The organism is Chromobacterium sp. HL1, from assembly GCF_057418835.1.
In genome coordinates this window covers 3,230,229-3,256,911 of the sequence record NZ_CP162399.1, presented here as the reverse complement: position 1 = coordinate 3,256,911, position 26,683 = coordinate 3,230,229, and the positions used below count along the sequence as shown (strand labels likewise).

Sequence of the window (26,683 nt, the reverse complement as noted above, 5' to 3'; positions counted from 1 at the left end):
TCCAGCCCGGGTTTGCTTGGCCGCACAGAATTCGGCGGGAGGGATTCCCTCCCGCCTATTGAATTAGAACAGGAGCACGACAACGTGGAATACGACGCCTACCGCAGCTATCACGCGGTCAATCTGGAAGCGCAGACCCACGCCGCCTCGCCGGTGCAATTGGTGCTGGTGCTGTTCGACGGCCTGCTGGAAGAAATGGCGCGCGCGCGCGGCCATCTGGAAAACCAGCGCTACGAGCAAAAGGGCGAGAGCATCAGCAAGTGCATCAACATCCTCAACGGCCTGTCCAGCGCGCTGGACTTCGATTCCGGCGGCGAGGTGGTCACCAATCTGGCGCGGCTTTACGACTACTGCGCCTACCGGCTCTACCACGCCAGCGTCAATCTGGACGTGGCGGCGCTGGACGAGGCGGAACAGCTGCTGATCAAGCTCAAGGGCGGCTGGATAGGCGTGCGGGACCAGCATGAAGCCGCCTGATCCGGCCGCGCTGGAAGCCGCCATCCGCCGCGCCTGCGCCGAGCGCGACTGGGAGCGCCTGGCCGCGCTGGACCAACTCTTGGCCGAGCTGCTGCGCACCCAGCCTCAGGCGCTGGACGCCGCCGCGCGCGCCGCTCTGCGCGCCGCCTACCGCGACGCGCTGGAAGTCTGCCGCGCCGACTCCGCGGAACTACAAGACAAAATCGCCGCGCTGAGCCATCAGCGCGACGCGCAAATCGCCTACGCCGAAGTCAGCGACTGGAATCAAGCATGAACGTATCCTTGCCCCCCAATCTTCTCGCCGGCGGCGCGTCAACGCCCGCCGACGCCGCGCCGGCCGATCCCCTGCTGGACCCGAACGCGGCGGCGCCGGCGTCCGGCGGCGACTTCGCCAGCGCCTTGCTGGCCAGCCTGATGGACGGGCAGAACGCCGCGCCGGCGGCGGACGCAGACGCAGACGCCGAGGCCCCCGCGGGCGACGAGGCCAAGGCCGGGACGCCGGCGGCGCAGCCGCTCGCCCTGGCCGCGCCGCCGTTGCCGGCGACGCCGGCCATGCCGCAGCCGCTGGCTCCGACGTCGCAGGCCGGCGCGCCGGCGCAGCCCGGGATGGACGCGGCCGCGCTTGTCGCCAGCGCCGCGACGCCGCGCCGGAGCGCCGAGGCGGCGCTGCCGGCGGACGCGCTGTCCGCCGCGCTCAACACCCTGGCGCCGTTGCCGGCCAAGCCGGCCGCGGCCGGCGAGGCTCAGGCCGGCCGCGAAACGCCGGCGCCGGCGCAAGCCGCCGCGCCCTTATTGGCCGCCATCGCGCCGCAGCCGCAGGACAAGGCCGGCGCGCCGCTGCCGGAATGGGCGCCGATCAAGCTGCCCGCGGAACAAGCGGCCAAATGGGGCGACAAGCTCAGCGCCGCGCTGGGCGAGCGCCTGCAAGTGCAAAGCAGCCACGGCATGGACCGCGCGCTGATCCGGCTGGACCCGCCCTCGCTGGGCTCGCTGGAAATCTCCATCCGCCACGAAGCCGGCGCGCTGCAAGTGCAACTGACCGCCTCGCACGGCGAAGTGGTGCGCCAGTTGCAAGCCATCGGCGACGCGCTGCGCCAGGACCTGTCCAACCGCCAATACACCCAGGTGGCGGTGGAGGTGCGCGAAGGCGCGCCGGGGCAGGGCGGCCAGCAGCGTCAGGAACGCCAGGGGCAACAGCAGCCGCAACGCGCGCCGGGACGGGCGCTGGCGGAAGCGGGGCAGGGTGATGGACAAGGCTTCTGGCTGGGCCAGGGCTGAGCAGCGGAAGCACAAGAATGAATCGAAACATCGTAGTGATTTTGATCGTGGCCATCGTGACGGCGCTGGCCGCAGGCGGCGGCGCCTGGTGGTGGCTGAGTTCGCGCGCGCCGCAGGCCGCGGAAGCGCCCAAGCCGGCGGCGGCGCTGGACGCGCGCTTCGTCAGCATGGACAAGGTGATCGTGATGCTGCGCGGCGGGGAATCCGCCACCCGCTTCATGGCGGTGGACCTGGTGTTCCGCAGCAATGAAAAGCAGGAGGCCGAGGTCAAGTCCCAGCTGCCCTTCCTGAAGAGCATCGCCGTGCGCGCGCTGTCGGAGCTGCCGGCGGACAAGGCGCTGACGATGAGCATAGACGACTACCAGCGCTTGCTGGCCAAGGCCTATGCCGGCGGTTTTCTGCGCGAGCGACGCGACGCGCCGTTCAGCGAGGTGATGGTCAGCAAATTGATCATCGAGTAAGCCGCCATGTACGCCAGTTACGCCGAAGCCCCGGCCAGCGCCGGCGGCGAAGCCGAGGCGCTGCGTCAGTACGCCCATCTGGTCAAGCGGGTGGCGCGCCAGCTGTCGTCTCAGGCCGGCGGCGTGTTCGACCGCGAAGACATGGAGCAGGTGGGGCTGATGGCCTTGCTGGAAAGCCTGCGCCGCTACGGCGAGCCGGACGACAAGTTCGCCGGCTTCGCCATTTTGCGCATTCGCGGCGCCATCCTGGACGAATTGCGCCGGCTGGACTGGCGGCCGCGCTCGGTGCGCCAGGAAGCCCACCGCGTGCGCGACGGCCTGCGCCTGCTCAGCCGCAAGCTGGGGCGCGAACCCAGCGAAGCCGAGGCGATGCAGCTGCTGGGCCTCAGCGCCGAGGCCTATCAGGAGGCGCTGCTGGCCGACAACGCGGAAGCGCTGTCCAGCTTCGACGAACTGATGGCCCAGGGCCTGGAGCCGGCGGCGGAAGACAATCCGGAACAGCGGCTGGCGCTGAAAAGCGCCTTGACCGTGGCCTTGCAGGCGCTGAACCCGCGCGAACAGCAAGTGATCCAGCTGTATTACGAATTTGAACTGAGTCTCAAGGAGATCGCGGCGGTGCTGGCGCTGACCGAAGCGCGCGTCTGCCAGATCAACAAGAGCGCTCTCAAAAAAATGCAGGCCTGCCTACAAGCGGCCTGAGCCCGAGGAAAGAAAACATGCAGCAATTATTCGGCATTCTGATCGTGCTGGTTTGTGTCTTTGGCGGCTTCATGCTGCATGGCGGCATCCTGTCCGTGATCTGGCAGCCGGTGGAGCTGCTGATCATCTGCGGCGCCGCCGTCGGCGCCATCGTGCTGGGCAACCCGCAGCACGTGCTGACGGAAATGGGCGGCCAGATCAAGCGCGTCGGCATGCGCAAGAAGTACGACGCGGAATTTCAGCGCCAGCTGCTGCTGCTGATGTACGAACTGCTGATCACCGCCAGCCAGGGCCTGAAGGCGCTGGACGAACACGTGGAGGCCCCGCGTCAGAGCGCCTTGTTCAACCGCTACCCGCTGGTGCTGGAAGAACCCAAGCTGCTGGCCTTCATCGTCGACAACTTCCGCCTGATGGCCATGGGCAAGATCAGCGCCCATGAACTGGAGGGCGTGCTGGACCAGGAGTTGGACGCCATTCACGAAGAATTGAACCAGCCGTCCAAATCGCTGCACAAGATCGCCGAGGCGATGCCGGGCTTCGGCATTCTGGCCGCGGTGCTGGGCATCGTGATGGCGATGAACAGCGTCAGCCAGGGCGCCACCGCCGGCGAGATCAGCGAGAAAGTGGCCGCCGCCATGGTGGGCACCTTCATCGGCATCTTCTTCTGCTACGGCGTGCTGGACCCGCTGTCCAATATGATGCACCAGCTGGTCAAGCAGGAGCTGTCCAACTACGAATCGGTGAAAGTGGTGTTGACCACCCATGTGTCCGGCAAGCCGCCGCTGCTGGCCATCGACGCCGGCCGCCGCCTGGTGCAGCTGAACACCAAGCCCAGCTTCTCCCAGCTGGAAACCTGGATCAACGCGCTGGAAGGCGTGAACTGAGCGGATGGCCGGCATGGCGAATAAACCCAATCGCGAGCATGAAGCCGCGGTGATCAAGAAGGTGTCGCGTCGTCAGGATTCCGAAGGACACGGCGGCGCGTGGAAAGTGGCGTTCGCCGACTTCGTGCTGGCGCTGATGTGCTTGTTCCTGGTGCTATGGGTGCTGGCCGCGCGCGACCAGGAAAACCTGCAGCAATTGCTGACCGCCGGCGGCGGCAGCCCGCTGAAGGCCGGCGGCTCGCGCAGCATCGAGCATACCGGCACCCCGCCGGGCAGCCTGATCCCGCGCGATCCGATTCCGGGCCAGCCCACCACCACCAAGGCCGACTCCCTGCTGCAGGAGAGCAACAAGGTGGCCAAGAAAACCTTCGACGGACAGGGCCAGCGCAGCCTGGACAGCGTGGCGGATCTGGAAAAGCTGGCCGGCCTGCTGGCCAAGATGAGCCGCGACGCCGGCCTGGCCAGCAATCTGCAGACCGTGGTCACGCCTTACGGCTTGCGGGTGATGCTGCACGACACCGACAACCAGGGCATGTTCGAGCGCGGCAGCGCCATCGTCGAGCCGCGCTTCAAGCGGCTGTTGCACGATATGGGCGAGATGTTCGGCCATATCGACAATCAATTGCTGATTGTCGGACACACTGACGCCGCGCAATACCGGACCGCCGGCTTCGGTTCGTTTTCGAACTGGGGCCTGTCCAGCAACCGCGCGATGGCGGCGCGGCTGCATCTGCTGGAAGGCGGCATGAACGCCGCCGGCATTTTGCAAGTGGTGGGCATGGCGGACCGGGCGCCGCTGGACGCCGAGCACCCGCTGGCCGCCTACAACCGCCGCATCGAGCTCTTGGTGATGACCAGCAAGCAGGCGCAGGCGGTGGTGGCCATGTTCGGACCGCCGGGGCAGAGCGGCAATCGCGAGACCAGTGTTGTAAGTTCGCCACTACAGAAATCCGATCTGGATAGCGCGCTGCAAGATGGCCTAACTCCCCGCTGAACTTTTATTTTTTTGGGTTCAAAACAAAAGCCTGATTCGTTTCAGGCTTTTTTTATGTGTGTTTTTTCACACTTTTGTTAACCGCTAATATTATAATCCGCACCTGATTAATAAAAATCCGAGCGAAAGACTCGGATGATGTTGACAAAAAAAGACGCCAAAAGGCGGCAAACATCTGCGGGAAAGTCGATTCAATCGCAAGACTATCGGGGACGACGTGGTCATGAATGAAAACCACAATATCAAAGCCTTGTTAAGAGGCACACATCTGTTCGGACATCTGGACAACGACAAACTGGACAAAGCGCTGGAACTGGCCGAAAGCCGCCGCCTGAACAAGGGCGAGGTGCTGTACAACGAGGGCGATAGCGCCAACGAGGTCTATCTGCTGGCCAGCGGTTGCATGCAAGTCTTTGTTTCGGATGGACTCAGCAAGAAATACATTCTGCAAATCTGCGCTTCCGGGGAGCTGATCGGCATGGTCGGCTTCATCGACAGCGGCGAGCGCAGCTCCAATTGCGCGGCGGACGAGGACAGCCACCTGCTGGTGTTCAGCCGCGACAGCCTGATGCAGTTGTTCGATACCGAAGACGGCCTGCCGCACAGCCCGGAGGCCCGCACCCGCATCATGTGCCATCTGGTGCAAGTGGTGCGCCGCATGTCCACCAAGGCCAAGAACCTGGCGCTGATGGACGTGTACGGCCGCGTGCGCATCCTGATCAATCAAATGCTGGAAGAGCAGGACGGCGAGGAAATGGTGCTGAAAAAGCAGCTGACCCAGCAGGAAATCGCCGACCAGATCGGCTCCTCCCGCGAGATGGTGGCGCGCATCCTGAAGGAGCTGGTGTTCGGCCGCTATATCCGTCTGGAAAACCGGCGCATTGTCGTTCTGAAAATGTTACCGGTAAATTTTTAAGTTTTTTTTCAGACTGTCGCCTTGAAAGGGTAAGGGCGGGCCGCAGGGCCCGCTCCGAGCGGCCGCGCCGCTCGCACAGCCTAACCAGACGGATTCCAAACTATGCAAATCAATTCGACCTCGTCGCAACGCCGCGAACTGGCGGTCGGCGGCCAGAGCGCCGCCGCGGAAACGCCGGCCCGCGCGCCCGCCGCCGCCGTCGCGCCCGCCGCGAGCCAGGACATGGCGCCGGCGGTGGCGGAACTGCGCGCGCTGCCGGACATCGACATGAAGCGGGTGGAAGAAGTGCGCGCCGCCTTGGCGCGCGGCGAAGTGCGCTTCGACGCCGCCCGCCTGGCCGATCTGGTGGAGCAATACCACCGGAGCCGCTGAATGAATCGCGAGCAAGCCTTCAAACAACTGCTGGCCACCGTGCAGCAGGATCTGCAAGGCTACGGCCGCTTGGAGCAACTGCTGGAACAGCAGTTCGCCGCCGCGCTGGCGCATCAGGCCGACGAGCTGCGGCAGTTGGGGGCCGACATCGTCGCCCAATGCGACGCCTTGCAGGCCAGCCGCGACCAGCGCCTGCAACTGGCCGGCCAATTGCTGGGCCGCGGCCGCGCCGCCTCGATGGACGCGGTGCTCAAGCTTTTGCCCGCCGCCGCGGAACAAGCCTGCCGCCAGCGCTGGAACGCGCTGGTGGAGCAGATCCGTTTGTGCCAGACCCTGAACCTGCGCAACGGCCAGCTGCTGCAACAGCAGCAGGACCTGATGAACCGCGTGCTGAATGGAGACAGCGATGTTTACTGTGCGCAATGACATCGGCGCCGGGCCGGACTTCGGCGCCGACGCCATCGCCTTGCCGTTGATCGGCCAGGGCGGCGGGGACGGCGAGCGTTTCGCCGACCAATGGAGCGGTCAGCTGCGCAGCGAAGTGCGCGACTTCATCGAAAACGGCTCGGAGAGCTGGCCCAGCCTGTCGCCGGAAGGCGCTTGGGCGCGTCAGCGCGTCCAGGACGCCACCCTGGGCGGCAGCATGCCCTACGGCGCGGACCAGCAGGCCTTTCTCGACAGCATCGCGCCCTACGCGCAACAGGCCGCCGCCAAACTGGGCGTGGCGCCGGAATTGGTGGCCGCTCACGCGGCGCTGGAGTCCGGCTGGGGCCAGCGTCCGCTGACCCGCGCCGACGGCGGCAGCAACCACAATCTGTTCGGCATCAAGGCCGGCAAGGGCTGGCAGGGCGAAGTCAGCCGCGCCTTGACCACCGAGCATGTGGACGGCCGCGACGTGAAGCGGACGGAAAGCTTCCGCGCCTACTCCGGCCTGCAAGACGCCTTCGCCGATTACGCGCAGCTGCTGGCCGGCAATCCGCGTTATCGCGGCGCGCTGGGCGTGGGCGGCAACGCCCAGGCCTTCGCTCAGGCGCTGGCGCAGGGCGGCTACGCCACCGATCCGGGCTATGCGGACAAGCTGCAAAAGGTGGCGGCGGGCATTCAGGCTCGCAGACAGCCTTGAACGCGGACTCACGCGACACAAGCCCTGAAGGCGCTGTCCGCTTCAGGGGTTTTTTATATCCGCCGCGCGCGGCCGCCGGCGCGGCGAATAAGCGTCATTGACGATATTTAATACCAATTCAATGCCAGTTTGAATTTCGGCATTTACTCCAAACGGTTGTTTGAATTAACGCGATTAGGGCGGGCGGATTAAACCCCCTATTATCGAAGCGGTTTAGACTAGAGTATTTATGTCTAAATAAAAAAATCAAAACCAGTAATATTTAAAATCGCCAGACCCAGTTTGCCGGAGCGGCCTGTGAACCGGTGCTTAGCGCCGAAAGACGCCGCTCACGGCGGGCGCGGCGACGCCGGATTCAACAGCGGTTTGGGGTCTTGGAGCCCAGGCCTTGCGGCCGCGGAGGCGGCTCAGGGGGCCGAAGCGGCGCTCGCCGCGCCGTCAGGAAGCGCGGCAGGCATATGGTATCGCCGCAGCGCAGCAGATCGTAAACAGCTTCTAAGGGGAGGGCGGGCCTTTCAGCTCCACGACATTGCCCTCCGGGTCCTGCAAGTACAAGGAGGGGCCGTCGCCCTCGGCGCCGTAGCGCTGGGCGGTTTCCCCGGCGCTGAGGCCGTGGCTTGCGAGGTGGGCGCGTATCGCCTCCTCGTCGAAAGGCTCGACGCGGAAACAGAAGTGATCCAGATTGCGGCCTTCCGCGGCCGGCGCGCGGCCGCCGGCCCGGCCCAGCGGCCCGTCCACCGGCACCAGGTCCAGCAGCGAATGCCCGGCGCGCAACTGCAACAGCCCCAAGTCCTCGCGCCGGCGCTCCACCGTGCAGCCCAGCACCTCGCGGTAAAAGCGCTCCATCTTGGCCAGGTCGCTGACCCGCAGCACGATATGGTCGATCTCCCGAATGGCAATCATGACGTTTCCTTAGTTGCATGGCATTTTGTTTTGTATTTGTCATGATGTGTCCGGCGCGCGGATTTGCAAGCCGATGCCGGAATTGTATTTCTTAATGCCAACGATAGCCTTCGAACAGCTTCTTAGGCCTGTTTGGCGTCCGCCGGCCGCAAGCCCGGTCCGAAGGGCAGCAGCAAGAGCGCGCCGGCCAGGGTCAACAGCCCGGCCGCGGCGCAGAACCAGGCCACCGGTCTTGGCTCGCTGCTCAGGCCCAGCAACAGGGCGGCGGAAAAAATGCCCAGGTTCAGCAAGCTGGCGTGATAGGAATTGAGGGTGCCGCGATAGCGTTCGGACAGGGTGCTCAAGCGGGCGTGGTGCAAGGGCCCGGCGCAGCCGTAGCCGAAGGCCCACAGACAGCCGGCCAGCGCCAGTTGCCACAGCGCGCTCAGGGGCAGCAGGAAGGCCAGGATGCCCAGCGCCGCCGCCAGCGCCGCGGCCGGCAGGGCGGCCTCGCCCAGCCGCCTTTGCAACGGCGGACCGCAGAGATTGCCCGCGATGACCACCAGGCCCAAGCCGCCGGCCAGCAGGCCGCCGCCGGTGGAGCTGAGCGCCAGCTTGCGCGCGGCCACCTCGGCCACCACCGCGCCGAAGCCGGCGACCCAACCCAGCCACAGATAGCTGACGCATAGCCGGCGCCGCGCGCCGGGCGTGCGCCAGGCGCCGGCCAGGGTGGCCAGGAAGCCGCCGCCCGCCGTCAGGCGGCCGCCGTCGGCGCGGAACCAGCGCCGCACCGCGGCCCAGGCCAACAGGCCGGCCGCCGCCAGCGCGTAATAACTGGCCTGCCAGCCGGCGGTGTCCGCCAGCCGTCCGGCCAGCGCCGGCGTCAGCACGAAGGCCAGCATCAGCCCGATGAAGACCTGGCCCAGTCTTTGGCCCAGCTGGGCGCGCGGGGCCAGGTCCGCCACCAGCGCCAGCGCATTGGGCTGGATCACCGCCGCGCACAGCCCGCTCAGCGCGGACAGCGCGACGGCCGCGTTCAGGCCGGGGGCGGAGGGCAGCAGCGCGCAGCACAGGGCGAAGCCGAGCAGGCCCAGTTGCAAGGGCGGCCTGCGGCCAAAGCGGTCGGACAGCGGGCCGGCCAGCAGCGCGAACACGCCGTAGCACAGGCCGTAAGCGGCGGGCAGATAGGCGATGGCGCTGGAGGGCACGCCGAAATGGCGGCCCATCATGGCCATCATCGGGCCGGCCGCCACTTCGGCCGATCCGATGATGAACATGCAGCAGAACAGGGCGGCCAGCTGGCGGCGGCTTATGCCGCCCATGCGCGGCCGGAAGAATCAGAAGAAATGGATCTCAAGCCGGATATCCTCGATATGTTGCCAATCTATGCCGTCCCGGCGGTAGGCGTCCGGATCGTAGACGCCGTCATCGTAAGCGTCGTCGGGGTCTATGGACAAGCCGGCGCAGATGTAGCGGCGCAGATAGTCGTGATCGCTGGGCACGATGGCGGCCTTGCCGCCGCGCGACACGTCGAGGATGTAGTTGATGTCGCCCACCTGATAGCGCTGAATCAGCGCCGCCGCCTGGCCGAAGCCGATGTCGGCCAGCAGATCGGCGGCAAAGCGGTTGGCGCCCACCTCGAAGGACACCCGGTCCTTGCGTTTCTGCTCCGTCATCGGCGGCGGCTGATCCAGGCCGCTGCCCTGGCCGGCGGTTTCGTAATAGTGCAGCGCCGTCTGCACCCCGCGCAGGTCGTAAATATAGTCATAACGCTCGATGTTCTTGCGCCTGGCCGCGCAGATGAAAAAATAATGCCCCAGGCTGTGCAGAATCATGAAGGCGCGGGAAGCCGGGGACACCCCGCGCGCAAAGCGGATGTCGCGTCCCTTGATGATGGTCTTGATATTGAAGGGATGCGCGTCGGTTTCGGAATACTCCAATTGATACAGCTGTCGCAGCTTGGCTTGCAGCTGCTGCAGGTCCCGGGCGGACATCATGGCCAGCACTTTTTCGATCTGAGCGTCGATGTCTTCGACAACCGGGCTGTCCAATACGGCTTGGTCTAGGCTCATGGCGAGACTCCTTCCAAGTTAGGGTCAATCAAAGAGCGAGCCGGACCGCCGCTCGGCCCGTGGGCGCGGCGGCTTGTTGATATGGAGCGGGCATGAAGGCGGATGGCCGCCGCGGCGGCCGTCTTGAAACAGGCGACGGAATGCTTCTGCGGCGGCGGAGCGCTTGTCCTTCCGTATTATGGCCAAGCCCGGCGGAGAAGGCGCCGGCCTAAAGACTAGCTTTCACGCCAGGAGAGCGAGGCAAGGCGAAGACAGCTGAGAACGCGGAATGTACAAGGGGATATGAGCGTTTCGAAGGGGTTTTCAACGCCGTATCGCTGACGCGCAGTAGGCTTTAGAACGGGTTCTAAGTGTTTTCCGGTTTTGCCGGCCCTTGGCCGCGGCGCTATATCGCTAAATAGCAGGCGGCCTGCCCGCCGGTTCAACGGGAAAGGATGGAAGATGAAGGTTTCTGAATTCTTGCAGGATGGTTTCGGCAGCTTTTCCGCCACGCGGCTGGCTTTCCTGCTGTGGGCGCTGGGCGTGCTGCTGGTCTGGGCCTACACCTCGATCCAGAAAGGCTCGCCGTCCTTGCCGATAGACAATTCGGTGATCGTGGTGCTGGGCATTCTGATGACAGGCAAAGTGACGCAAAGCTTCAGCCCCGGCGATAGTCCGCAAATCCAGGCCGCCAACGCGCAGGCCCAGGCCCCCCAGCCTGCGCCCGCCGCGCCGGCCGGCAGCCCGGCCTTGACCGCCTGATCCGCTTCTTCAGCCGTTTGCGCCTTGTCCCGCTCTTGTTCGCAAGACCTTGAGCGGGCCTAGATAGGCTTTCTATTGGCGAGCTATCTTCTAGAATGGAGTGCGGTCTCCCGCTGTACACAATAAAGCGCGGCCGGGTCCACTCGCTTGCAAGCGCGGGGGCCGGCCGCCTCATTCTGGTGCTCGTGATGAATGTGATAACCCCGCCGTCTATCGATCTGCAGGGTTTCAGCCTGCGTCCCATGGAAATGCTGGATATTCCGGACTGGTACGACTATCTGCGCCTGCCCGAGGTGGCGCAGCATCTGCGCTGGGAGCTGCAATCGGCGGCGGATCTGGCGCCGCTGGTGCAGGCCTATCGCTCCGACGAGCCGGGCGCGCCGTTGCGGCTGGCCATCGTGGACGACGAATCGGGGAGTCTGGCCGGTTCGGTTGGTTTCGACGCCGTCTGGCCGGAGGATCGCAAGGCGGAGATCGATTTCGACCTGGCGCCGGCCTATTGGGGGCGCGGGCTGGGGCTGGCCGCCTGCAAGGCGGTCACAGCCTGGGCCTTTGTCGGTTGCGGCTTGTACCGGGTACAGGCGGTGGCGCGCGACGGCAACCGGCGCGCCGAGCAATTGCTGCGCGGCAGCGGTTTTCAATACGAGGGTTTGCTGCGCGGCTATCGCCAGGTGCGCGGCGAGCCGGGCAATTTCAAGATGTTCTCGCGGCTGGTCACCGATCCGGACGCTGAAGCTTGAGCGGCGCGCGAGCGCCCTGGTCACGCCGCCGCAAGGCGGCTTGTTTTTGCGCGGCCCGGCATTTTGGCCACCGGGGGGCGGTAGGTGTTTTTACGGTTTGACATTGGCATGGCCGGCTTTGTAAATAAAGAGTGGAAGAGGAGCGCTGACGGCAAGGACGATGACTCGAGCGGAAAGGTTGCTGCATGTTCAATATGGCGTTGAAACGCAAATTGCGGGATACGGTGGCGGAGCTGCATAAACAGCAGGGCGTGTTGCAGGCGATAGACCGCTCGATGGCGGTGATCGAGTTTTCGCCGGACGGCGTGGTGCGTTCCGCCAACGCCAATTTCGAAGAAGTGATGGGCTACCGCGCCAGCGAGGTGATAGGCCAGCATCACCGGCTGTTTTGTCCGGCCGATTACGTGAGCAGCGCCGAGTACGCCACCTTCTGGAGCCGGCTGAAGCAGGGGCATTTCGTCAGCGACCGCTTCAAGCGAGTGACCAAGGACGGCGAGATCGTGTGGCTGGAGGCCAGTTACAATCCGGTGCGCGACGAAGCCGGCCAGGTGACGGCGGTGGTCAAGTTCGCGCTGGACGTGACCAAGTCGGTGCAAACCGAACTGGAGGCCCGCAACACCATGAAGGCGGTCAGCCGCTCCATGGCGGTGATCGAATTCTCCATCGACGGCATTGTGCTGCGCGCCAACGGCAACTTCCTGAGCACGGTGGGCTACACCGAGCAGGAAATCATCGGCCAGCATCACCGGATCTTCTGTTCTCCCGATTATGTGCACAGCCCGGCCTACGCCGAGCTGTGGCAGCGGCTGAACCAGGGCACCTTCATCGCCGGCAAGTTCGAGCGCCGCGACAAGCAGGGCCGGCCCATCTGGCTGGAGGCCAGCTACAACCCCATCGTCAACGACGAGGGCGAGGTCTACAAAGTGATCAAGTTCGCGCTGGACATCACCGAGGAAGAAGAAGCGGCGCAGCACGACCTGCATCTGGTGAAGGAGGCACACCGCTTGTCCGCCGCGTCCGACGCGGCCTCGTCCGACGGCCTGGCGGTGATCAAGGACACCATAGGCGAGATGAGCCTGATCGCGGACAGCGCCGAGCGCTCGGTCAAGATCATCGAGGATCTGGACTCCAAAACCCTGCGCATCACCTCCATCGTCAACACCATTCACGAGATCGCCGATCAGACCAATCTCTTGGCGCTGAACGCGGCGATCGAGGCGGCGCGGGCCGGCGAACAGGGCCGCGGCTTCGCGGTGGTGGCGGACGAGGTGCGCAAGCTGGCCGAGCGCACCAACGCCTCCACCAAGGAAGTGGCCGGCATGATAGACGACATCCGCAACGGCACCTCGTCCGCCAGCGAGAGCATCCATGAGATGCAGGTCAAGGCGCGAATGGGCGAGGAGCACGCCGGCGTGGCCAGCACCTCCATCGACCAGATCCGCAGCAGCACCGCCCAGCTGAGCGAGGTGGTCAGCCATTTTTCGGCGGTGCAGGCGCAGAAAACGCCTTAAGAACCTATTCAATGCCTGCTGCGCGTCGTCGATGCGGCGTTGAAAACGGCTTCGAAGCGCTCATGTACTACGTGTACATTCCGCTTTCTCAGCTGTTTTCGCCTTGCCTCGTCTTAGCTCGCGAGACTTTGAACAGCTTCTAAAAACCTGCTCGAAACCGCGCGCCGTATCCTGCGCCCATCCCCCGTCCGGAGGATGGGCGTTCGTCTTCAGGCCATGCCGCTTATTCCGCGCCGTCCGCGATGGACCACAGGAAGTCGGTTTGCAGATTGCCCTTGAACATGGGCGCATTGCGCGGGATGTAGAAATTGGTGGCGTAGCCTATCGGCTTGACCGTGCTGTCCATCTTCACCGAGGCGCCGGAGTGGCAGGTCATGCAATTGCTCTGTATGCCCAGGGTGCCCTTGAAGGTGGTCTTGGTCTTGGGGTTGTAAATGCCCACGTTCACCGGCGGCGGGGGCTGGAAGACGCTGCTGCCGAAGCTGGCCTCCAAGTAGGGGTTGTACACCGTGACCGGCGAGCCGACGCTCTTGCCGCCGTTCACCGGCTGGTTGGGCGCCACCATCTGGTAGCCGATGGACATCGCGTAATGCGCCGCCGGCCAGGGCAGTTGCGCCGGACGCGCCTGGGCCACGGCGACGGAGCTGGGCAGCGGCGGCTTGGCCGGGGCCGGCGTCCAGAAGAAGGTTTGCCAGGTCCATTCCGTCATCTCGCGCGAGGTGACGTGCATCGCCATCAGGATCAGGGTGTCGCCGGGCTCCACCGGCTGTTTCAACTGGTTTTGCGCCAGGCTGGAAAACAGGGCGGCGTTGGCGGCGGTGATCGGGATGCGGATGAAGTCGCCCAGGCCGAAGGTATTGGCGGCGCTGGGGCTGCTACAGGAAGCATCCACGCTCTGAGCCGCGGAGCGGCCCGGGTTCTTGGCGTCGATGTAGACGCAGCCGGGCCAGGCCTCCTCCGGAAAGCCGCCGCTTTGCATCGCCGGCGTCGGCTTGGGCGTGCCGGGCCAGGCCGGCATCACATACAAGGAGGTGCCCGGAATCATATTGGCCTTGTTGACCAGCTTGTATACCGGCTTGATGGTGACGGCGGTGCTTGGGAAGGCCGGAATCGACGCGTTGCCGGCCTGGTAGAGCTTGTTCAGCGCCGCCTTGGAAAACAGCTGGTTCTTGCTGGCGAAGGCGGCGGCGCTCGGATCGTAGCCCACCATTTCAAACGAGGAGGTGTCGCGCACGCCGCGGGCGGATTGGTCCTGGCTTTGGCTCAGCGCCGCCAGTCGCGCCTGCAGCTTTTCCATGAAGCCGGGAATGCGCATGAACTGGCGCGGCACGCGCAGCCGCATCTGGCGCGGAGCCGCCGCCAAGGCCGACGTCGCGTTGGCGGCCGCGTCCGCGGGCAGGGCGGCCACCTCGTTCGGCGTCAGCCAGGTCAGATAGACCGGCGCGTTGGCGAGCCCGTATTCGGTCTGGCCGCTGGGCATGGTCAGCGCGGCCCACATGCCCCAGCCGTGGCGGTGGATATTGCGGGCATGGGCGGCGCTGGGCTGATTGATCCACTGCATCAGCGTGGATTCCGGTTCCGGGAACTGGTAGCCGGGGATGCCGGGATTGGGCAGCGGCACCGGCTGCGCGGCGGCGTAGCCTGTCAGCAGCAGGCCGGCGAGCAGGGACAATTCATGGCGTTTCATCACAAGATCTCCAAACGGGGTCTTCAACTGGGCGGGAAGGCCGCGGGCCTCTGCCCTGGTATTGGCGTCAATTGGGCATGCGCAAGCCGCATGCTGCCCAGTTATAGCCATACGGAATATCATGGTTAGCCGTTATTAAGGTCAGTGGAGCAGGCTGGAGGGCTTGAAAATAGTTGGTTTTCAATGCCAATGGTCTGTTTTGAAATCGTTGTGATCCGGACTTGATCAAGGTCTATTAGCCGATGCTGTTAATCCCCTATAACAGCGAAAAACAATGGCTAATAGGGACAAGATCATGTGGGTTTTCTGGATACAATTCGCGCTGCTGCTGACGGCGATACTGATGGGCATACGCCGCGGCGGCGTGGCCCTGGGCATGATAGGCGGGCTGGGCGTGGCGGTGCTGTGCTTCGTGTTCCGCGTGGCGCCGGCGGAGCCGCCCATCACCGTGATGCTGATCATTCTGGCGGTGGTCACCGCCTCGGCCACGCTGCAAGTGGCCGGCGGCCTGGACTTCCTGGTGCAGCAGGCGGAGCGGCTGATGCGCCGCCATCCGCAGCAAATCACCTTCCTGGCACCGCTGTCCACCTTCCTGCTCACCATGTGCGTGGGCACCGGCCATGCGGTGTATTCGCTGCTGCCGGTGATCGCCGACGTTTCTCTGAAAACCCGCATCCGCCCGGAACGGCCGATGGCCATGGCCAGCGTGGCCTCGCAAATGGGCATCACCGCCAGCCCGGCGGCGGCGGCGGTGACCTCGCTGCTGGCGATGACCGCCCACAGCGGCCAGCCGCTGACCCTGTGGCAAATCCTGATGGTGACCGCGCCGTCCGGCCTGCTGGGCGTGCTGGCCGCCGCCTGCTGGAGCCTGCGCCGCGGCGTGGAACTGGACCGCGATCCGGAATTCCTGGCCCGGATGCAAGACCCGGACTTCCGCGCCTCGGTGGAAAAATCCGTCACCACCCTGGACAAGACCCTGCCGGCGGCGGCGCGGCAATCGGTGGCGCTGTTCTTCTCCGGCATCCTCGTCATCGTGCTGCTGGCCTTGTTTCCGCAATGGCTGCCGGTCAGCCAGGGCAAGCCGGTGCCGATGACCACGGTGGTGCAGTTCGTGATGCTGGCCTTCGGCGCCTTCATCCTGTTCCGTTCCAACGCCAAGGCCGCGGTGATCGCCCGTTCCGAGGTGTTCACCGCCGGCATGATCGCCGTGGTGTCCATCTTCGGCATCGCCTGGATGAGCGACACCTTCGTCAAGGCCAACGAGCCGCTGCTGGTGGCCAATATCAAGGCCATGGTGGCCTACGCGCCGTGGACCTTCGCGCTGGCGATGTTCGCCGTGTCCGCCTTCGTCAAGAGCCAGGCCGCCACGCTCACCATCATGGTGCCCTTCGGTCTGGCGCTGGGCCTGAGCCCGCATCAGCTGCTGGCCATCATGCCCTCTTGCTACGCCTATTTCTTCTTCGCCTTTTATCCCAGCGATCTGGCGGCCATCAATATGGACCGCAGCGGCACCACCCGCATCGGCAAATACCTGCTCAACCACAGCTTCATGATGCCGGGGCTGATAGGGGTGGGGGTGTCCACGCTGGCGGCGTACGGATTGACGCATTTGTACTTCTAAGTGAGGAAAGCTTGTGGAAACTTACCAAGCAGATATCGTGATCGTGGGAGCGGGGGGCGCGGGCTTGCGCGCCGCCATCGCCGCCGCCCAGGCGGACCCGGCCTTGCGCATCGCGCTGGTGTCCAAGGTCTACCCGATGCGCAGCCACACCGTGGCGGCCGAGGGCGGCTCCGCCGGGGTCAAGCAGGCGCACGACAGCTTCGACGCCCATTTCAACGACACCGTGTCCGGCGGCGATTGGCTGTGCGAGCAGGACGTGGTGGAATACTTCGTTAGCCAGTGCCCGGAGGAAATGGTGCAACTGGAACGCTGGGGCTGCCCGTGGAGCCGCAAGGAGGACGGCAGCGTCAATGTGCGCGCCTTTGGCGGCATGAAGATTGAACGCACCTGGTTCGCCGCCGACAAGACCGGCTTCCACATGCTGCACACCCTGTTCCAGACCTCGATCCGCTTCCCGTCCATCCGCCGTTTCGACGAATACTTCTGCGCGGATCTGATCGTGGAAGACGGCGAGGCGCGCGGCGTGCTGGCGATAGACATCGCCAGCGGCGACAGCCTGCTGATCGAGGCCGGCGCGGTGGTGATGGCCACCGGCGGCGCCGGCCGGGTGTTCCGCGAAAACACCAACGGCGGCATCGTCACCGGCGACGGCATGGCCCTGGCTTACCGTCACGGCGTGCCGCTGCGCGATATGGAATTCGTCCAATATCACCCCACCTGCATGCCCGGCACCGGCCTGTTGTTCACCGAGGCCTGCCGCGGCGAAGGCGGCCTGCTGGTCAACAAGGACGGCTACCGCTATCTGCAGGATTACGGCCTGGGGCCGGCCGAGGACAAGCCGCGCAATAAATTCATGGAACTGGGTCCGCGCGACCGGCTGAGCCAGGCCTTCTGGTACGAGCAGCAACAGGGCCGCACCGTGGAAGGCCCATGGGGCTCCGCGGTGTACCTGGACCTGCGCCATCTGGGCCACGCCAAGCTGCGCGAACGGCTGCCGCAAATCTGCGAGCTGGCCGAGGAATTCCTGGGCATAGACCCGGCCAAGGCGCCGATTCCGGTGCGGCCGGCGGTGCACTACACCATGGGCGGCATCCTGGTGGATGGCCGCTGCGCCGCGCCCATGCCCGGCCTGTTCGCCGCCGGCGAATGCTCCAGCGTCGGCATCCACGGCGCCAACCGCCTGGGCTCCAACTCGCTGGCGGAACTGTCGGTGTTCGGCAAAGTGGCCGGCGAAGAAGCCGCCCGCTGCGCGCGATCGCGCCGTCCGGCGCGGCGCGAGGCGCTGCAACAGCAGGCCGAGGCCGCCGAGGCGCGCTTGCACGCGCTGCGCGCGCGCGAAGGCGGCGAACGCATCGCCGAACTGCGCCGCGAAATGGCGGAAACCATGGAGGCCGGCTGCGGCATCTACCGCTTGGAAGCCTCGATGCGCGCCACTTGCGACAAGCTGGCGGAACTGAAGCAGCGCTTCCGCAATGTGCATGTGGAAGACAAATCCAGCGTCTGGAACAGCGACTGGCTGCTGGCCATCGAGCTGGGCTACCAGCTGGACGTGGCCGAGGCGATGGCGCATTCCGCGCTGCAACGCCGCGAATCGCGCGGCGCCCATCAGCGGCTGGACGGCTGCGAGCAGCGCGACGACGCCAACTTCCTCAAACACAGCCTCGCCGTCTACCAGGGCGCGGACGCGCCGCGCATAGATTACGGCGCAGTGAAGATCACCAAATCGCAGCCGGCGGTGCGCGCCTACGGCGCGGCCGGACTGGCGGCGGAAGCCGCGGCCAAGGAGGGCAAGGCATGAGCGAACAGACCAAGACCATAGCCGTGATGCGCTACCGTCCGGAGCAGGACAGCGAGCCGTGGCTGCAAAGCTTTGAAGTGCCGTACCGCGACGACATGTCGGTGCTGCAGGCGCTGCAATACATCCGCGATTATCTGGACGGCGGCCTGGCTTTCCGCTGGTCCTGTCGGCAGGCGATTTGCGGCAGCTGCGGCATGATGGTGGACGGCGTGCCCAAGCTGGCCTGCAAGACCTTCCTGCGCGATTACCCCGGCGTGGTGCGCATCGAGGCGCTGAATCACTTCCCGATAGAACGCGATCTGGTGGTGGTGCTGGACGACTTCATCGCCAAGCTGGAAAGTATCCAGCCCTATATCGTGCCCAAGGAAGACAAGCCCTTGTCCGAGGGCGAAACCCTGCAAACCCCGGCGCAGATGGACTGGTACGCCCAGTTCAGCAGCTGCATCAACTGCCTGCTGTGCTACGCCGCCTGCCCGCAGTACGGCCTGGACGACACGTTCCTGGGGCCCGGCGCCATCGCGCTGCTGCACCGCTACAATATGGACACGCGCGACAGCGCGGCCGAAGAGCGGATGGAGCTGCTGGCCGCGCAGGAAGGCGTGTTCAACTGCACCGCGGTGGGCTACTGCTCCGAGGTCTGCCCCAAAATGGTGGACCCGGCCAATGCGGTCAACCTCAACAAGACGGCGGTGGCCAGGGATTACTTCCTGCGCTTCGCCCGGCCCAAGGGGACGTGCAAATGAGCAAGCGCAAACCGTATGTCCGGCCAATGGAGGGCTGGTGGCGCAAGAACCCTTACTTCATCGAGTACATGGTGCACGAAGGCACGGCGCTCTTCGTCGCCGGCTACGCGCTGACCCTGCTGTGCGGGCTGTGGCGGCTGAGCCAGGGCGAGGCGGCCTGGAACGGCTTCATCGCCGCCTTGCAAAGCGCGCCGGCCTTGCTGCTGCACGCGGCGGCGCTGGCCATGATCGGCTACCACAGCTACACCTGGTTCAAGATCATGCCGCGCACATTGCCGCCGCTGACGCTGGCCGGGCGGCGGGTGTCCGCGCTGGCCATCACCGCCGGCGGCCTGGCCGCCGCCGCGGTGTGCAGCGCCGCGCTCTTGATGCTGGTATGGGGAATGACGGCATGAAACCGGAACTGAAACGCTCTCACGCGCCCATTTTCTGGGGCTTGTTCGGCGCGGGCGGCATGCTGGCCGCCTTGTTCGGCCCCATGCTGGTGTTCATCACCGGCATCGCCGCGCCGCTGGGCTGGCTGCCGGACGGCGCCGCCGATTACGCCACGCTGCAGGCGCTGGCGCAAAGCCTGATCGGCAAGGCGCTGCTGTTCGGCTTGATCGCCCTGCTGCTGTGGCACGCGGCGCACCGCATCTACCACAGCCTGCACGATGTCGGCGTTCGCGGCGGGCCGCTGGCCAAGGCCTGCACCTATGGAGTGGCGGCGCTGGGCACGCTGGCGGCGGCGGGGCTGTTGCTGGCGGTGGGGTTCTAATAAGCTGTTCACGATCTATTTGATACGCAGGAAACCGCGTATTCGAGGCACCCAAACTCCCTTCAAGCCTGCCGTCGGGTGGCAGGCCCGAGGTCTTAAGCGGCTGCTTGTTCGAGCAGCGCGACGTTAGCGCGCTGCGAGTTCAGCCGCGCCTCGGGCCTGACGGGACCCGGCGGGAAGCCGTAGGCCAGGCTTGCAGGGCGGCCTTTAGGGTAAAGGGAGATTTGGCCGCGCAAATCTCCCTTTCCGTTTGCCGGGCGGAACCGGCCCTAAATCATCATCCGCGAAGCGGATTCGAGGTGTCTGGAAATTGGTCCAAACGGAAGGGGCGTGAGCTGTTTCTAGGCGCTCATTTCCTAATGAAACTTTGGATATGGGCGGCGGATCAGCGCCCCATGCTCACCACCCACAAAAGGGGAAGCAGCAGAAACAATAGAGTGAAGCCGAACTGGGCTCCGGCCGTGTGCCGGCGCAGCTTCCAGAACACCAAGCAAGTCAGCGCCAGCCAGCCTACGATGCCAAACAGCGCCAGATTGACCATGAAGGCGCCCATGCTGCCCATATCAGCCAGACAGCATTCGGACAAGAGCAAGAGGGCGGGCAGGAGCGAGGCGGCGCGGAGATAGGACATTTGAGTCGCTTATTGGGGGTGAAGCGCACATTTTGCATCAAGGCCGCGGCTTTGCCCACCGTTCAGCGCAGGCCTGCGTGGACGCGGCGCCCGCGCCGCTGGCAATGACCGGGACAATCGCGGGCGGCCCGCTAGTCCGCCGTCTCGCGCTCGCGCAAAAAATCGATGAAGGCCCGCACCTTGGCCGGCACATGGCGGGTGCGCGGGTAGAGCGCGTGGATGCCTTGCTGCGGGAAGCCGTGATCGGGCAGCAGCCGGCAAAGCCGGCCGGCTTGCAGATCGGCCTTGACCAGCCAGTCCGGCAGCAGGGCCACGCCTAGGCCGGCCAGCGCGTAGGCGCGCAGAATGGACGCGCTGTCCGAACTCAGCCGCGGCTGGCCATGCTGGCGCCAGGCTTCTTGGCCGCCGTCCGGCGTGTCCACCAGCCAGGGCTGGGCATGCTTGAGCCGGCTGTGTCCCAGCCAGGGCAGCCGGCTCAGCGCGGCCAGGTCGCGGACGTCTCCGTCCGGCCGTTGCGCCAGCAGGGCCGGCGCCGCCACCGGGAAAATATCGAACTGGGCCAGCGGCACCGCGTGCAGATCGGTTTCCGGCAGGCGGCCCAGGCGAATGGCGACGTCGAAGCGTTCGGCGATCAGATCGGCGTGCAGCGAGGAGGTGGACAACTGCAGTTGCAGCGCCGGGTGGCGCAGGGCGAAGCGCTCGATCGCCGGCGCTATCCTGGCCAGGCCGTATTCCAGCGTGGCGGTGACGCGCAGCGCGCCGCTGAGCTCGCCGTGTTCGGCGCGGGCGTCGTCTATCGCCCGCCGCGCCTGCTCCAGCATGTCGGCGCAGCGTTGGTAAAAACGCGCGCCGGCGTCCGTCAGCGCCAGGCTGCGGGTATTGCGGATCAAGAGCGCGACGCCGATTTCCTGTTCCAGGCGCTTGATGTTGAAGCTGACCACCGCGCGGGTCTGCCCCAGCGCGGCGGCGGCGGCGGTGAAGGAGCCGGCGTCCGCCACGGCCTTGAAGGTTTCAAAACGATCCAGACTGACCACGGCACCGCCTGTTATTGTCAAAAATATTTTGACAGTTTAGCCGGCGGCGGCCGCTATTTCCAGCGCCGCCCCCTGTCTATACTCGGCCGCTTTACCGTGGAGAGCGCCGATGTCGCTTCGTTCGAAACTGACCCTGGTGTACCTGCTCGGCTTTGCGCTGGACCTGATTAATATGTTCATCGCCAGCGTCGCCTATCCGGACATCGGCCGCGGCCTGGGTGCGTCGCTGGCGCAGCTGGCCTGGGTGGGCAACGCCTATATGCTGGGCCTGACCTTGGTGATCCCGCTCAGCGCGTGGCTGGCCGGCGCTTACGGCGAGCGGCGGGTGCTGCTGGGATCGCTGGCGCTGTTTCTCGCCGGGGCCGCGCTGGCGGGCGCGGCCCCGTCCATCGAAGCCCTGATAGGCTGGCGCGCGCTGCAGGGCCTGGGCGGCGGCCTGCTGATCCCGGTGGGCCAGGCCATGGTATACCGGCATTATCCGCCGGCGCTCCGCGCCCGGCTCACCGCCCTGATCATGGGCGTGGCGCTGATCGTGCCGGCGCTGTCGCCGACGCTGGGCGGGGTGATCGTGGACGTCTTGTCCTGGCGTTGGGTCTTGCTGGCCAGCGTGCCGCTGGCCCTGCTGACGCTATGGCTGGCGGCGCGCTGGCTGCCGGAAGACCGGACCCCGGCGCGGCGCGGCGCGCTGGACCTGTCCGGCCTGGCCTTGCTGGCCGTCGGCATGGCCTCGTTGCTGTTGGGCTTGACCTGGCTGGGCGAAAGCGGCCATCTGGCGTGGGGACTCGCCGCGCTGTTATTGGCCGCCGCCGCGCTGGCCGGCTACGCGCGGGCGGCCGCAGGCAAGGCCGAGCCGGCGCTGAAGCTGACGCTGTTGCGCGGGCGCCTGCTGCGTACCGCCATGTTGGTGTATCTGTTCGTCCCCGGCGTGTTCATGGGCGTCAGCCTGGCGGCCATGCTCTATCTGCAAGAGGTGCTCAAGCTGAGCGCCGCCGCCGCCGGCGGCCTGATGCTGCCCTGGGCGCTGGCCTCCGCGCTGGCGATCAGCCTGACCCGCGGCCGCTTCAACCATGGCGGCCCCAAGCCCCTGCTGCTGCTGGGCATGCTGTTCCAGAGCGCCGGCATCGTTGTGCTGGCCCTGGGCGCCAGCGCGCCGGGGCCGCTGATCGCCGCTTACGCCCTGATGGGCTTCGGCGGCAGCCTGTGCAGCAGCGCGGCGCAGAGCGCGGCTTTTCTGGATGTCGCGGAACCGGAACTGCGGCAGGCCAGCGCGCTGTGGAACATCAACCGCCAGTTCAGTTTCGGCCTGGGCGTGGCTGTGATCAGCCTGCTGCTGAACGCGCTGACTCATTACAGCGGCGCGCCGGCGGCCACCGCCCAGGTCTACCAAGCCTGTTTCTTCATCGCCGCCGGCCTGACCTTGGCGCCGGCGGTTTTCGTGCTGCGCATCCACACCCCGACGGTGCTGGCCCTGCTGCGGCCCAGCCACTAACAGAGAGAAAGTCCGATGACCAAGCCCAATCCCTATTTCGACGAAGTGATCTCCGCGCATATCGCCATCCGGCAATGGTTCGCCGGCCCGGCGGACGCCGCCGCGCGGGAGGCCCTGATGGCGCGCTTCTCGCCGCGCTTCACCATGGTGGCGCCCAGCGGCGCGCAGCTGGATCTGGACGGGCTGCGGCAGCTGTTCGCCCGGACCGGCGGCGGCAAGCCGGGTTTGGAGATCGCCGTGGATCAACTGGCCTTGCTGGATGAACACGCCGGCGGCGCGACGGTGGCTTATCGCGAAGCGCAATACCTGGGCGGCCGGCCGAGCAGCCTGCGGCTGGCCACCGTGGTGTTTGAGCGCGACGCGGCCGGCGCGCCGCGCTGGCGGCATTTGCAGGAAACCTTCTGCCTTGAGTGAGTTCGCGCTGCGCGGCGCCGGCCTTCAGTCCGCGGCGATGGACTGAACGAAACCGTCAACCAATGCGGAGTCCTGCTGCTTGCGCCAGATGAAGTGGATGTCGCTGATCGCCAAATCCGGCAGAGCGAAGCCGCGGTAGCCGTCTTGCGGCCGGCACAGGCTCTCCGGCACGCAGGAAAAGCCCGCGCCGGCGGCGACGCAGGCGAAGATGGCCGGATAGGATTCGATCTCCAGCACCGCGCGCGGCCGCACGCCGGAGGCTTGCAGCCATTGATCCACCAGCCGGCGGTAATGGCAGGCCGCGCCGAAGGTGTACAGCTCCAGCCCGGCCAAGGCCTCCGCCGTCGCCGCGGCGGTGTCCGGCGGCGCGATCAGCGTCAGCTTCTCCCGGAAAGCCAGCCGGCTGGTCAGCAGCGGATGCTCCACCGGTCCGTCGCTGAGAATCAGATCCAGCTCACCATCCTGCAGCTGGCGCTCCAGTTCCAGCGAATGGCCGGCGCGCAGATGCAGCTCCACCTCGGCGTGCTGGCGGCGGTAGCGGGCGATGCGGGCGGGCAGATGGGTGGCCAGAGCGCCGTCCAGCGCGCCCACTCTCAGCAAGCCGCGCGCGGGCGCGCCGTCGAACAGACCGCGCACCTCCTCGGCCTGTTGCAGCAGGCCGCGGGCGTGGCGGTAGAGCAGATGGCCTTCCGGCGTGGTCAGCAGGCGACGGTTTTCGCGGCTGAACAGCTTGACGCCCAGTTCCGCCTCCAATTCCTGCAAGCGGGCGGTGAGATTGGACGGCACCCGGTGCAATTGCTCGGCGGCGGCGGCGATGCTGCCTTGCTCCACCACCGCGCAGAAGAAATTCAGTTGCGAGAGTTTCATATTTCGCTTTTTGTGATTGATCCGTACATTATAAGTCGCTTTTTGTGGGTGATGAGCGCGGCTAAGATGACCGCGATCTAAGAAGCTGTTCAAAGTCTGCTGCGCCTCAGCGATACGGCGTTGAAACCCGCTTTGGAATGCTCATGCACCACCGGTACATTCCGCTTTTTCGCTAGCTTTCGCCTTGTCTCGTTCTGGCTCGCGAGACATTGAACAGGCTCTTCATCTCAACCATCAGGAAAAAGCGCATGAGAATTCTGCACACCATGTTGCGCGTGGCCGATCTGGACGCCGCGCTGGCCTTCTACACCCGGGCGCTGGGCATGCGCCTGCTGCGCCGCAACGACTTCCCGGACGGCCGCTTCACCCTGGCCTTTGTCGGCTATCGAGACGAATCCGAGGCCGCCGCCATCGAGCTCACCCATAACTGGGATCAGGGCGATTACCAGTTGGGCAACGGCTATGGCCATGTGGCGATAGAAGTGGACGACGCCGCCGCCGTCTGCGAGCAGGCGCGTGCTCTGGGCTACACCGTGGCGCGCGAAGCGGGGCCGATGAAGCACGGCCGCACCGTGATCGCCTTTTTGCAGGACCCGGACGGCTACAAGGTGGAATTGATCCAGAAGGGCACCCAGTACGACTGAGCGCGGGGAAGGGCGGGCCCGCGCTTGCCGGACCCGCCTGGTTTGAACCCCGTTTTTAGAGACGGAAGCGTGCGGTCACGCCCTGCAGGTTCTGCGCCAGCGCATTGAGCTGGCTGGAGGTGGTGGCCAGTTCTTCCACCGTGGCGCTGTTTTCCTCCGCCATCTGAGACACCCGCTCCATGCTCTGCGCCAGGTTCAGGCTGGCGGTGCGCTGCTCGCTCAGCGCGCTGGTGATGTTGCCGATGGAGTGCACGATGGAGTGGGTGCTGCCCTCTATCTCCTGCATGGAGTCGGTGGCCTGGCCGGCGCCGTCGGACACCGTGCCCACGCTGGTCAGGCTCTGCTCCATGCTGCCCACCACCCGGTTGGCGCTGCCCTGGATGGAACCGATCATCTGAGTGATTTCCTGAGCGGAACTGGCGGTGCGTTCCGCCAGCTTGCGCACCTCGTCCGCCACCACGGCGAAGCCGCGGCCCATCTCGCCGGCGCGGGCCGCCTCAATCGCCGCGTTCAAGGCCAGCAGATTGGTCTGGTCCGCCACGTCGCGGATCACCGTGACGATATTGCCTATCTTCTGCACTTCCTGAGTCAGGCCCTTCATCTGGTCCGAAGTGGCCGCCACCGAAGACGACACCGATTCGATATTGCCCACCGATGCCTTCACCGCATGGCCGCCGCGGCTGGCCAGATCGCCGGCCATCGCCGCCTGGCGGGACGCCTCGTTGGAATTGTCCGCCACGTGGTTGATGCTGACCGTCAGCTCCTCAATGGTGGCGGCGGCTTCCGAGGTGGCCTCGGACTGGCGCTGAGCGCCGTGGGCCACCTGTTCGGACATGCTGGCCAGCTCATGGGCGGAGTCCGACACCTCGTTGGCGTTTTTCTGGATGCTGGCCACCACCTCGCGCAGGCCCTGGCGCATCTCCTGAATATCCTTGGCCATGGCGATGGCCTCGTCGCGCGCATCCGGAATCGGCTCATCGTGGCCGGACAAATCGCCCTGCTTGATATTGCGCACCAGCTGCGCGGACTTCTGCAGCGGCACCGTCACCAGATTGGCGATGAACATCGCAATCGCCACCGCGGCGATCAGGGCGATCACCGCCACGGTGATCAACACTGTCACCGCCTCGCTCTGCGCGGCCTTGCTGCCCTCGATAGACTTTTGCATCAAGTCTTCCTGAAAGTCAGACATCTCTTTCAGAGCCTTTAAAAACGCATTGTTGGCCGGCGCAAAAGTCTTCATCAGAAAGGTTTTGGCTTCCTCGTTCTTATTGGCGCGCGCCAAGGCGTACAAGGGCTCGAACTGACCGCCCAGATTGGCGCTGGCCGTCTTGAGCTTGTCGAACAGCTCCTTCCCCTTGGGCGTGGACAGCAGCTTTTCCATCTGATCCATATTGACGGCGTTGGCGGCGCGCAACTCCTCCACCTTCTTGAGATTGGCCTCGGTCTCCTCCGGCGTTTGCACAATGATGGCGTTGCGGATGGAGCGGCCTATGTCCAGCGTGGTGACGCTGATCTTGTTGGACAGCACGATCTTGGGATAGCGGTCCTCGGTCACATCGCGGATCTTGGCGTCTATGGTGTTCAACTTCATCATCGCCACCGCCACGATGATGGCGATCAGAATGATCAGCAGGCCAAAGCCGGCCAATAGTTTTTGCTTGACGGTCAACTGGTGCAGCATGGAGCGCTCCCCCGGACAGATATTGTGCCTATAGTGCCGCGACGCGCCCTGCCAGAGCCGCGGTCTCTTGATGAAACATAGTTGCCGGATTGGGCTAGATCAAATCATGCTTATCGCGTTTATCAATTTTTTGCTGGGGAAGAATGGGGGAGGCTGTAGTGGGC

General features: G+C 65.4%; 30 protein-coding genes. 22 read left to right on the top strand and 8 right to left on the bottom strand.

Annotated elements, in window-relative coordinates; all coding sequences use genetic code 11:
• The first annotated feature begins 84 nt into the window (after positions 1–84).
• The 11 genes from fliS (at position 85) to AB1Z25_RS14685 (ending at position 7,204) form a co-directional block, all read left to right on the top strand.
• Positions 85–477 carry a flagellar export chaperone FliS gene (fliS, locus tag AB1Z25_RS14735; protein WP_048407819.1) on the top strand — a complete coding sequence of 131 codons (393 nt, stop codon included), beginning with the start codon at positions 85–87 and terminating at the stop codon, positions 475–477.
• Entirely contained in the window at positions 464–751 is a 288-nt protein-coding gene (locus tag AB1Z25_RS14730; protein ID WP_235087531.1) for an ABC transporter substrate-binding protein, read from the top strand. Before fliS ends, AB1Z25_RS14730 begins: the two co-directional genes overlap by 14 nt.
• On the top strand, positions 748–1,755 hold the full coding sequence (locus tag AB1Z25_RS14725) for a flagellar hook-length control protein FliK (protein WP_486635562.1): 1,008 nt from the start codon (positions 748–750) through the stop codon (positions 1,753–1,755). Before AB1Z25_RS14730 ends, AB1Z25_RS14725 begins: the two co-directional genes overlap by 4 nt.
• A gap of 17 nt (positions 1,756–1,772) precedes the next feature.
• A complete protein-coding gene (locus AB1Z25_RS14720; RefSeq protein ID WP_107799889.1) occupies positions 1,773–2,216 on the top strand; it encodes a flagellar basal body-associated FliL family protein in 444 nt (147 codons plus the stop codon).
• A gap of 6 nt (positions 2,217–2,222) precedes the next feature.
• Positions 2,223–2,915 (top strand): RNA polymerase sigma factor FliA, encoded by a 693-nt coding sequence (locus AB1Z25_RS14715; protein ID WP_107799888.1) that lies wholly within the window; start codon positions 2,223–2,225, stop codon positions 2,913–2,915.
• Positions 2,916–2,932: 17 nt separating this feature from the next.
• Positions 2,933–3,799 (top strand): flagellar motor stator protein MotA, encoded by an 867-nt coding sequence (gene motA, locus AB1Z25_RS14710; protein WP_107799887.1) that lies wholly within the window; start codon positions 2,933–2,935, stop codon positions 3,797–3,799.
• A 13-nt stretch (positions 3,800–3,812) separates the two neighbouring features.
• Entirely contained in the window at positions 3,813–4,793 is a 981-nt protein-coding gene (locus AB1Z25_RS14705; RefSeq protein WP_486635561.1) for a flagellar motor protein MotB, read from the top strand.
• 223 nt (positions 4,794–5,016) lie between these two features.
• Positions 5,017–5,709 (top strand): Crp/Fnr family transcriptional regulator, encoded by a 693-nt coding sequence (locus tag AB1Z25_RS14700; RefSeq protein ID WP_107799885.1) that lies wholly within the window; start codon positions 5,017–5,019, stop codon positions 5,707–5,709.
• 102 nt (positions 5,710–5,811) lie between these two features.
• Positions 5,812–6,081, top strand: a complete 270-nt coding sequence (flgM, locus tag AB1Z25_RS14695) for a flagellar biosynthesis anti-sigma factor FlgM (protein ID WP_486635560.1) — start codon at positions 5,812–5,814, stop codon at positions 6,079–6,081.
• Entirely contained in the window at positions 6,082–6,507 is a 426-nt protein-coding gene (gene flgN, locus AB1Z25_RS14690; RefSeq protein WP_107799884.1) for a flagellar export chaperone FlgN, read from the top strand. It abuts the gene before it with no gap.
• Positions 6,488–7,204: a glucosaminidase domain-containing protein gene (locus AB1Z25_RS14685; RefSeq protein ID WP_486635559.1), complete on the top strand. Its 717-nt coding sequence runs from the start codon at positions 6,488–6,490 to the stop codon at positions 7,202–7,204. Before flgN ends, AB1Z25_RS14685 begins: the two co-directional genes overlap by 20 nt.
• Before the next feature lie 495 nt (positions 7,205–7,699).
• Here the strand turns inward: AB1Z25_RS14685 and AB1Z25_RS14680 are convergent, their stop codons facing one another.
• The 3 genes from AB1Z25_RS14680 to AB1Z25_RS14670 form a co-directional block, all read right to left on the bottom strand.
• Entirely contained in the window at positions 7,700–8,107 is a 408-nt protein-coding gene (locus AB1Z25_RS14680) for a VOC family protein (protein ID WP_107799882.1), read from the bottom strand.
• 122 nt (positions 8,108–8,229) lie between these two features.
• Complete coding sequence (locus tag AB1Z25_RS14675) at positions 8,230–9,408, bottom strand: MFS transporter (protein WP_227104198.1); 1,179 nt, start codon at positions 9,406–9,408, stop codon at positions 8,230–8,232.
• A 15-nt stretch (positions 9,409–9,423) separates the two neighbouring features.
• Positions 9,424–10,158 carry a hypothetical protein gene (locus AB1Z25_RS14670; RefSeq protein WP_107799881.1) on the bottom strand — a complete coding sequence of 245 codons (735 nt, stop codon included), beginning with the start codon at positions 10,156–10,158 and terminating at the stop codon, positions 9,424–9,426.
• Positions 10,159–10,599: 441 nt separating this feature from the next.
• Between AB1Z25_RS14670 and AB1Z25_RS14665 the strand changes: the two genes are divergently transcribed.
• The 3 genes from AB1Z25_RS14665 (at position 10,600) to AB1Z25_RS14655 (ending at position 13,150) form a co-directional block, all read left to right on the top strand.
• On the top strand, positions 10,600–10,899 hold the full coding sequence (locus AB1Z25_RS14665) for a hypothetical protein (RefSeq protein WP_107799880.1): 300 nt from the start codon (positions 10,600–10,602) through the stop codon (positions 10,897–10,899).
• A 188-nt stretch (positions 10,900–11,087) separates the two neighbouring features.
• Positions 11,088–11,639: a GNAT family N-acetyltransferase gene (locus AB1Z25_RS14660; protein ID WP_486635558.1), complete on the top strand. Its 552-nt coding sequence runs from the start codon at positions 11,088–11,090 to the stop codon at positions 11,637–11,639.
• A 185-nt stretch (positions 11,640–11,824) separates the two neighbouring features.
• A complete protein-coding gene (locus AB1Z25_RS14655; protein WP_486635557.1) occupies positions 11,825–13,150 on the top strand; it encodes a methyl-accepting chemotaxis protein in 1,326 nt (441 codons plus the stop codon).
• Between the two features lie 223 nt (positions 13,151–13,373).
• Here AB1Z25_RS14655 and AB1Z25_RS14650 read toward each other — a convergent pair whose 3' ends face one another.
• Complete coding sequence (locus tag AB1Z25_RS14650; protein WP_486635556.1) at positions 13,374–14,837, bottom strand: hypothetical protein; 1,464 nt, start codon at positions 14,835–14,837, stop codon at positions 13,374–13,376.
• Between the two features lie 295 nt (positions 14,838–15,132).
• Here AB1Z25_RS14650 and AB1Z25_RS14645 point away from each other — a divergent pair, with 295 nt between their 5' ends.
• The 5 genes from AB1Z25_RS14645 to frdD are packed head-to-tail and all read left to right on the top strand — an operon-like array spanning position 15,133 to position 19,756.
• Positions 15,133–16,458, top strand: a complete 1,326-nt coding sequence (locus tag AB1Z25_RS14645) for an anaerobic C4-dicarboxylate transporter (protein WP_107799876.1) — start codon at positions 15,133–15,135, stop codon at positions 16,456–16,458.
• A 13-nt stretch (positions 16,459–16,471) separates the two neighbouring features.
• A complete protein-coding gene (frdA, locus tag AB1Z25_RS14640; protein WP_227104196.1) occupies positions 16,472–18,256 on the top strand; it encodes a fumarate reductase (quinol) flavoprotein subunit in 1,785 nt (594 codons plus the stop codon).
• Positions 18,253–18,999 (top strand): succinate dehydrogenase/fumarate reductase iron-sulfur subunit, encoded by a 747-nt coding sequence (locus AB1Z25_RS14635; protein WP_107799874.1) that lies wholly within the window; start codon positions 18,253–18,255, stop codon positions 18,997–18,999. The genes frdA and AB1Z25_RS14635 overlap by 4 nt, the downstream gene beginning before the upstream one ends.
• Positions 18,996–19,394, top strand: coding sequence for a fumarate reductase subunit C (locus tag AB1Z25_RS14630; protein WP_486635555.1), 399 nt, complete (start codon positions 18,996–18,998; stop codon positions 19,392–19,394). The genes AB1Z25_RS14635 and AB1Z25_RS14630 overlap by 4 nt, the downstream gene beginning before the upstream one ends.
• A complete protein-coding gene (gene frdD / locus AB1Z25_RS14625) occupies positions 19,391–19,756 on the top strand; it encodes a fumarate reductase subunit FrdD (RefSeq protein WP_227104194.1) in 366 nt (121 codons plus the stop codon). Before AB1Z25_RS14630 ends, frdD begins: the two co-directional genes overlap by 4 nt.
• A 385-nt stretch (positions 19,757–20,141) precedes the next feature.
• Here frdD and AB1Z25_RS14620 read toward each other — a convergent pair whose 3' ends face one another.
• Together AB1Z25_RS14620 and AB1Z25_RS14615 are read right to left on the bottom strand one after the other, a co-directional pair.
• Entirely contained in the window at positions 20,142–20,387 is a 246-nt protein-coding gene (locus AB1Z25_RS14620) for a hypothetical protein (protein ID WP_253314997.1), read from the bottom strand.
• Between the two features lie 131 nt (positions 20,388–20,518).
• Positions 20,519–21,421 (bottom strand): LysR family transcriptional regulator, encoded by a 903-nt coding sequence (locus AB1Z25_RS14615; RefSeq protein ID WP_486635554.1) that lies wholly within the window; start codon positions 21,419–21,421, stop codon positions 20,519–20,521.
• 109 nt (positions 21,422–21,530) lie between these two features.
• Between AB1Z25_RS14615 and AB1Z25_RS14610 the strand changes: the two genes are divergently transcribed.
• On the top strand, positions 21,531–22,910 hold the full coding sequence (locus tag AB1Z25_RS14610) for an MFS transporter (RefSeq protein ID WP_486635553.1): 1,380 nt from the start codon (positions 21,531–21,533) through the stop codon (positions 22,908–22,910).
• Between the two features lie 15 nt (positions 22,911–22,925).
• A complete protein-coding gene (locus tag AB1Z25_RS14605; protein ID WP_486635552.1) occupies positions 22,926–23,324 on the top strand; it encodes a hypothetical protein in 399 nt (132 codons plus the stop codon).
• Positions 23,325–23,348: 24 nt separating this feature from the next.
• Here the strand turns inward: AB1Z25_RS14605 and AB1Z25_RS14600 are convergent, their stop codons facing one another.
• Complete coding sequence (locus AB1Z25_RS14600) at positions 23,349–24,191, bottom strand: LysR family transcriptional regulator (protein WP_235087561.1); 843 nt, start codon at positions 24,189–24,191, stop codon at positions 23,349–23,351.
• 248 nt (positions 24,192–24,439) lie between these two features.
• Here AB1Z25_RS14600 and gloA point away from each other — a divergent pair, with 248 nt between their 5' ends.
• Positions 24,440–24,835, top strand: a complete 396-nt coding sequence (gene gloA / locus AB1Z25_RS14595) for a lactoylglutathione lyase (RefSeq protein WP_486635551.1) — start codon at positions 24,440–24,442, stop codon at positions 24,833–24,835.
• Positions 24,836–24,890: 55 nt separating this feature from the next.
• Here gloA and AB1Z25_RS14590 read toward each other — a convergent pair whose 3' ends face one another.
• Positions 24,891–26,519, bottom strand: coding sequence for a methyl-accepting chemotaxis protein (locus AB1Z25_RS14590; protein WP_486635550.1), 1,629 nt, complete (start codon positions 26,517–26,519; stop codon positions 24,891–24,893).
• Between the last annotated feature and the right edge of the window lie 164 nt (positions 26,520–26,683).

Coding starts and splice junctions, on each gene's coding strand:
- AB1Z25_RS14730 (WP_235087531.1), top strand. CDS start 464: ATGAAGCCGCCTGATCCGGCCGCGCTGGAAGCCGCCATCCGCCGCGCC.
- AB1Z25_RS14725 (WP_486635562.1), top strand. CDS start 748: ATGAACGTATCCTTGCCCCCCAATCTTCTCGCCGGCGGCGCGTCAACG.
- AB1Z25_RS14720 (WP_107799889.1), top strand. CDS start 1,773: ATGAATCGAAACATCGTAGTGATTTTGATCGTGGCCATCGTGACGGCG.
- AB1Z25_RS14715 (WP_107799888.1), top strand. CDS start 2,223: ATGTACGCCAGTTACGCCGAAGCCCCGGCCAGCGCCGGCGGCGAAGCC.
- motA (WP_107799887.1), top strand. CDS start 2,933: ATGCAGCAATTATTCGGCATTCTGATCGTGCTGGTTTGTGTCTTTGGC.
- AB1Z25_RS14705 (WP_486635561.1), top strand. CDS start 3,813: ATGGCGAATAAACCCAATCGCGAGCATGAAGCCGCGGTGATCAAGAAG.
- AB1Z25_RS14700 (WP_107799885.1), top strand. CDS start 5,017: ATGAATGAAAACCACAATATCAAAGCCTTGTTAAGAGGCACACATCTG.
- flgM (WP_486635560.1), top strand. CDS start 5,812: ATGCAAATCAATTCGACCTCGTCGCAACGCCGCGAACTGGCGGTCGGC.
- flgN (WP_107799884.1), top strand. CDS start 6,082: ATGAATCGCGAGCAAGCCTTCAAACAACTGCTGGCCACCGTGCAGCAG.
- AB1Z25_RS14685 (WP_486635559.1), top strand. CDS start 6,488: ATGTTTACTGTGCGCAATGACATCGGCGCCGGGCCGGACTTCGGCGCC.
- AB1Z25_RS14680 (WP_107799882.1), bottom strand. CDS start 8,107: ATGATTGCCATTCGGGAGATCGACCATATCGTGCTGCGGGTCAGCGAC.
- AB1Z25_RS14675 (WP_227104198.1), bottom strand. CDS start 9,408: ATGGGCGGCATAAGCCGCCGCCAGCTGGCCGCCCTGTTCTGCTGCATG.
- AB1Z25_RS14670 (WP_107799881.1), bottom strand. CDS start 10,158: ATGAGCCTAGACCAAGCCGTATTGGACAGCCCGGTTGTCGAAGACATC.
- AB1Z25_RS14665 (WP_107799880.1), top strand. CDS start 10,600: ATGAAGGTTTCTGAATTCTTGCAGGATGGTTTCGGCAGCTTTTCCGCC.
- AB1Z25_RS14660 (WP_486635558.1), top strand. CDS start 11,088: ATGAATGTGATAACCCCGCCGTCTATCGATCTGCAGGGTTTCAGCCTG.
- AB1Z25_RS14655 (WP_486635557.1), top strand. CDS start 11,825: ATGTTCAATATGGCGTTGAAACGCAAATTGCGGGATACGGTGGCGGAG.
- AB1Z25_RS14650 (WP_486635556.1), bottom strand. CDS start 14,837: ATGAAACGCCATGAATTGTCCCTGCTCGCCGGCCTGCTGCTGACAGGC.
- AB1Z25_RS14645 (WP_107799876.1), top strand. CDS start 15,133: ATGTGGGTTTTCTGGATACAATTCGCGCTGCTGCTGACGGCGATACTG.
- AB1Z25_RS14635 (WP_107799874.1), top strand. CDS start 18,253: ATGAGCGAACAGACCAAGACCATAGCCGTGATGCGCTACCGTCCGGAG.
- AB1Z25_RS14630 (WP_486635555.1), top strand. CDS start 18,996: ATGAGCAAGCGCAAACCGTATGTCCGGCCAATGGAGGGCTGGTGGCGC.
- frdD (WP_227104194.1), top strand. CDS start 19,391: ATGAAACCGGAACTGAAACGCTCTCACGCGCCCATTTTCTGGGGCTTG.
- AB1Z25_RS14620 (WP_253314997.1), bottom strand. CDS start 20,387: ATGTCCTATCTCCGCGCCGCCTCGCTCCTGCCCGCCCTCTTGCTCTTG.
- AB1Z25_RS14610 (WP_486635553.1), top strand. CDS start 21,531: ATGTCGCTTCGTTCGAAACTGACCCTGGTGTACCTGCTCGGCTTTGCG.
- AB1Z25_RS14605 (WP_486635552.1), top strand. CDS start 22,926: ATGACCAAGCCCAATCCCTATTTCGACGAAGTGATCTCCGCGCATATC.
- AB1Z25_RS14600 (WP_235087561.1), bottom strand. CDS start 24,191: ATGAAACTCTCGCAACTGAATTTCTTCTGCGCGGTGGTGGAGCAAGGC.
- gloA (WP_486635551.1), top strand. CDS start 24,440: ATGAGAATTCTGCACACCATGTTGCGCGTGGCCGATCTGGACGCCGCG.
- AB1Z25_RS14590 (WP_486635550.1), bottom strand. CDS start 26,519: ATGCTGCACCAGTTGACCGTCAAGCAAAAACTATTGGCCGGCTTTGGC.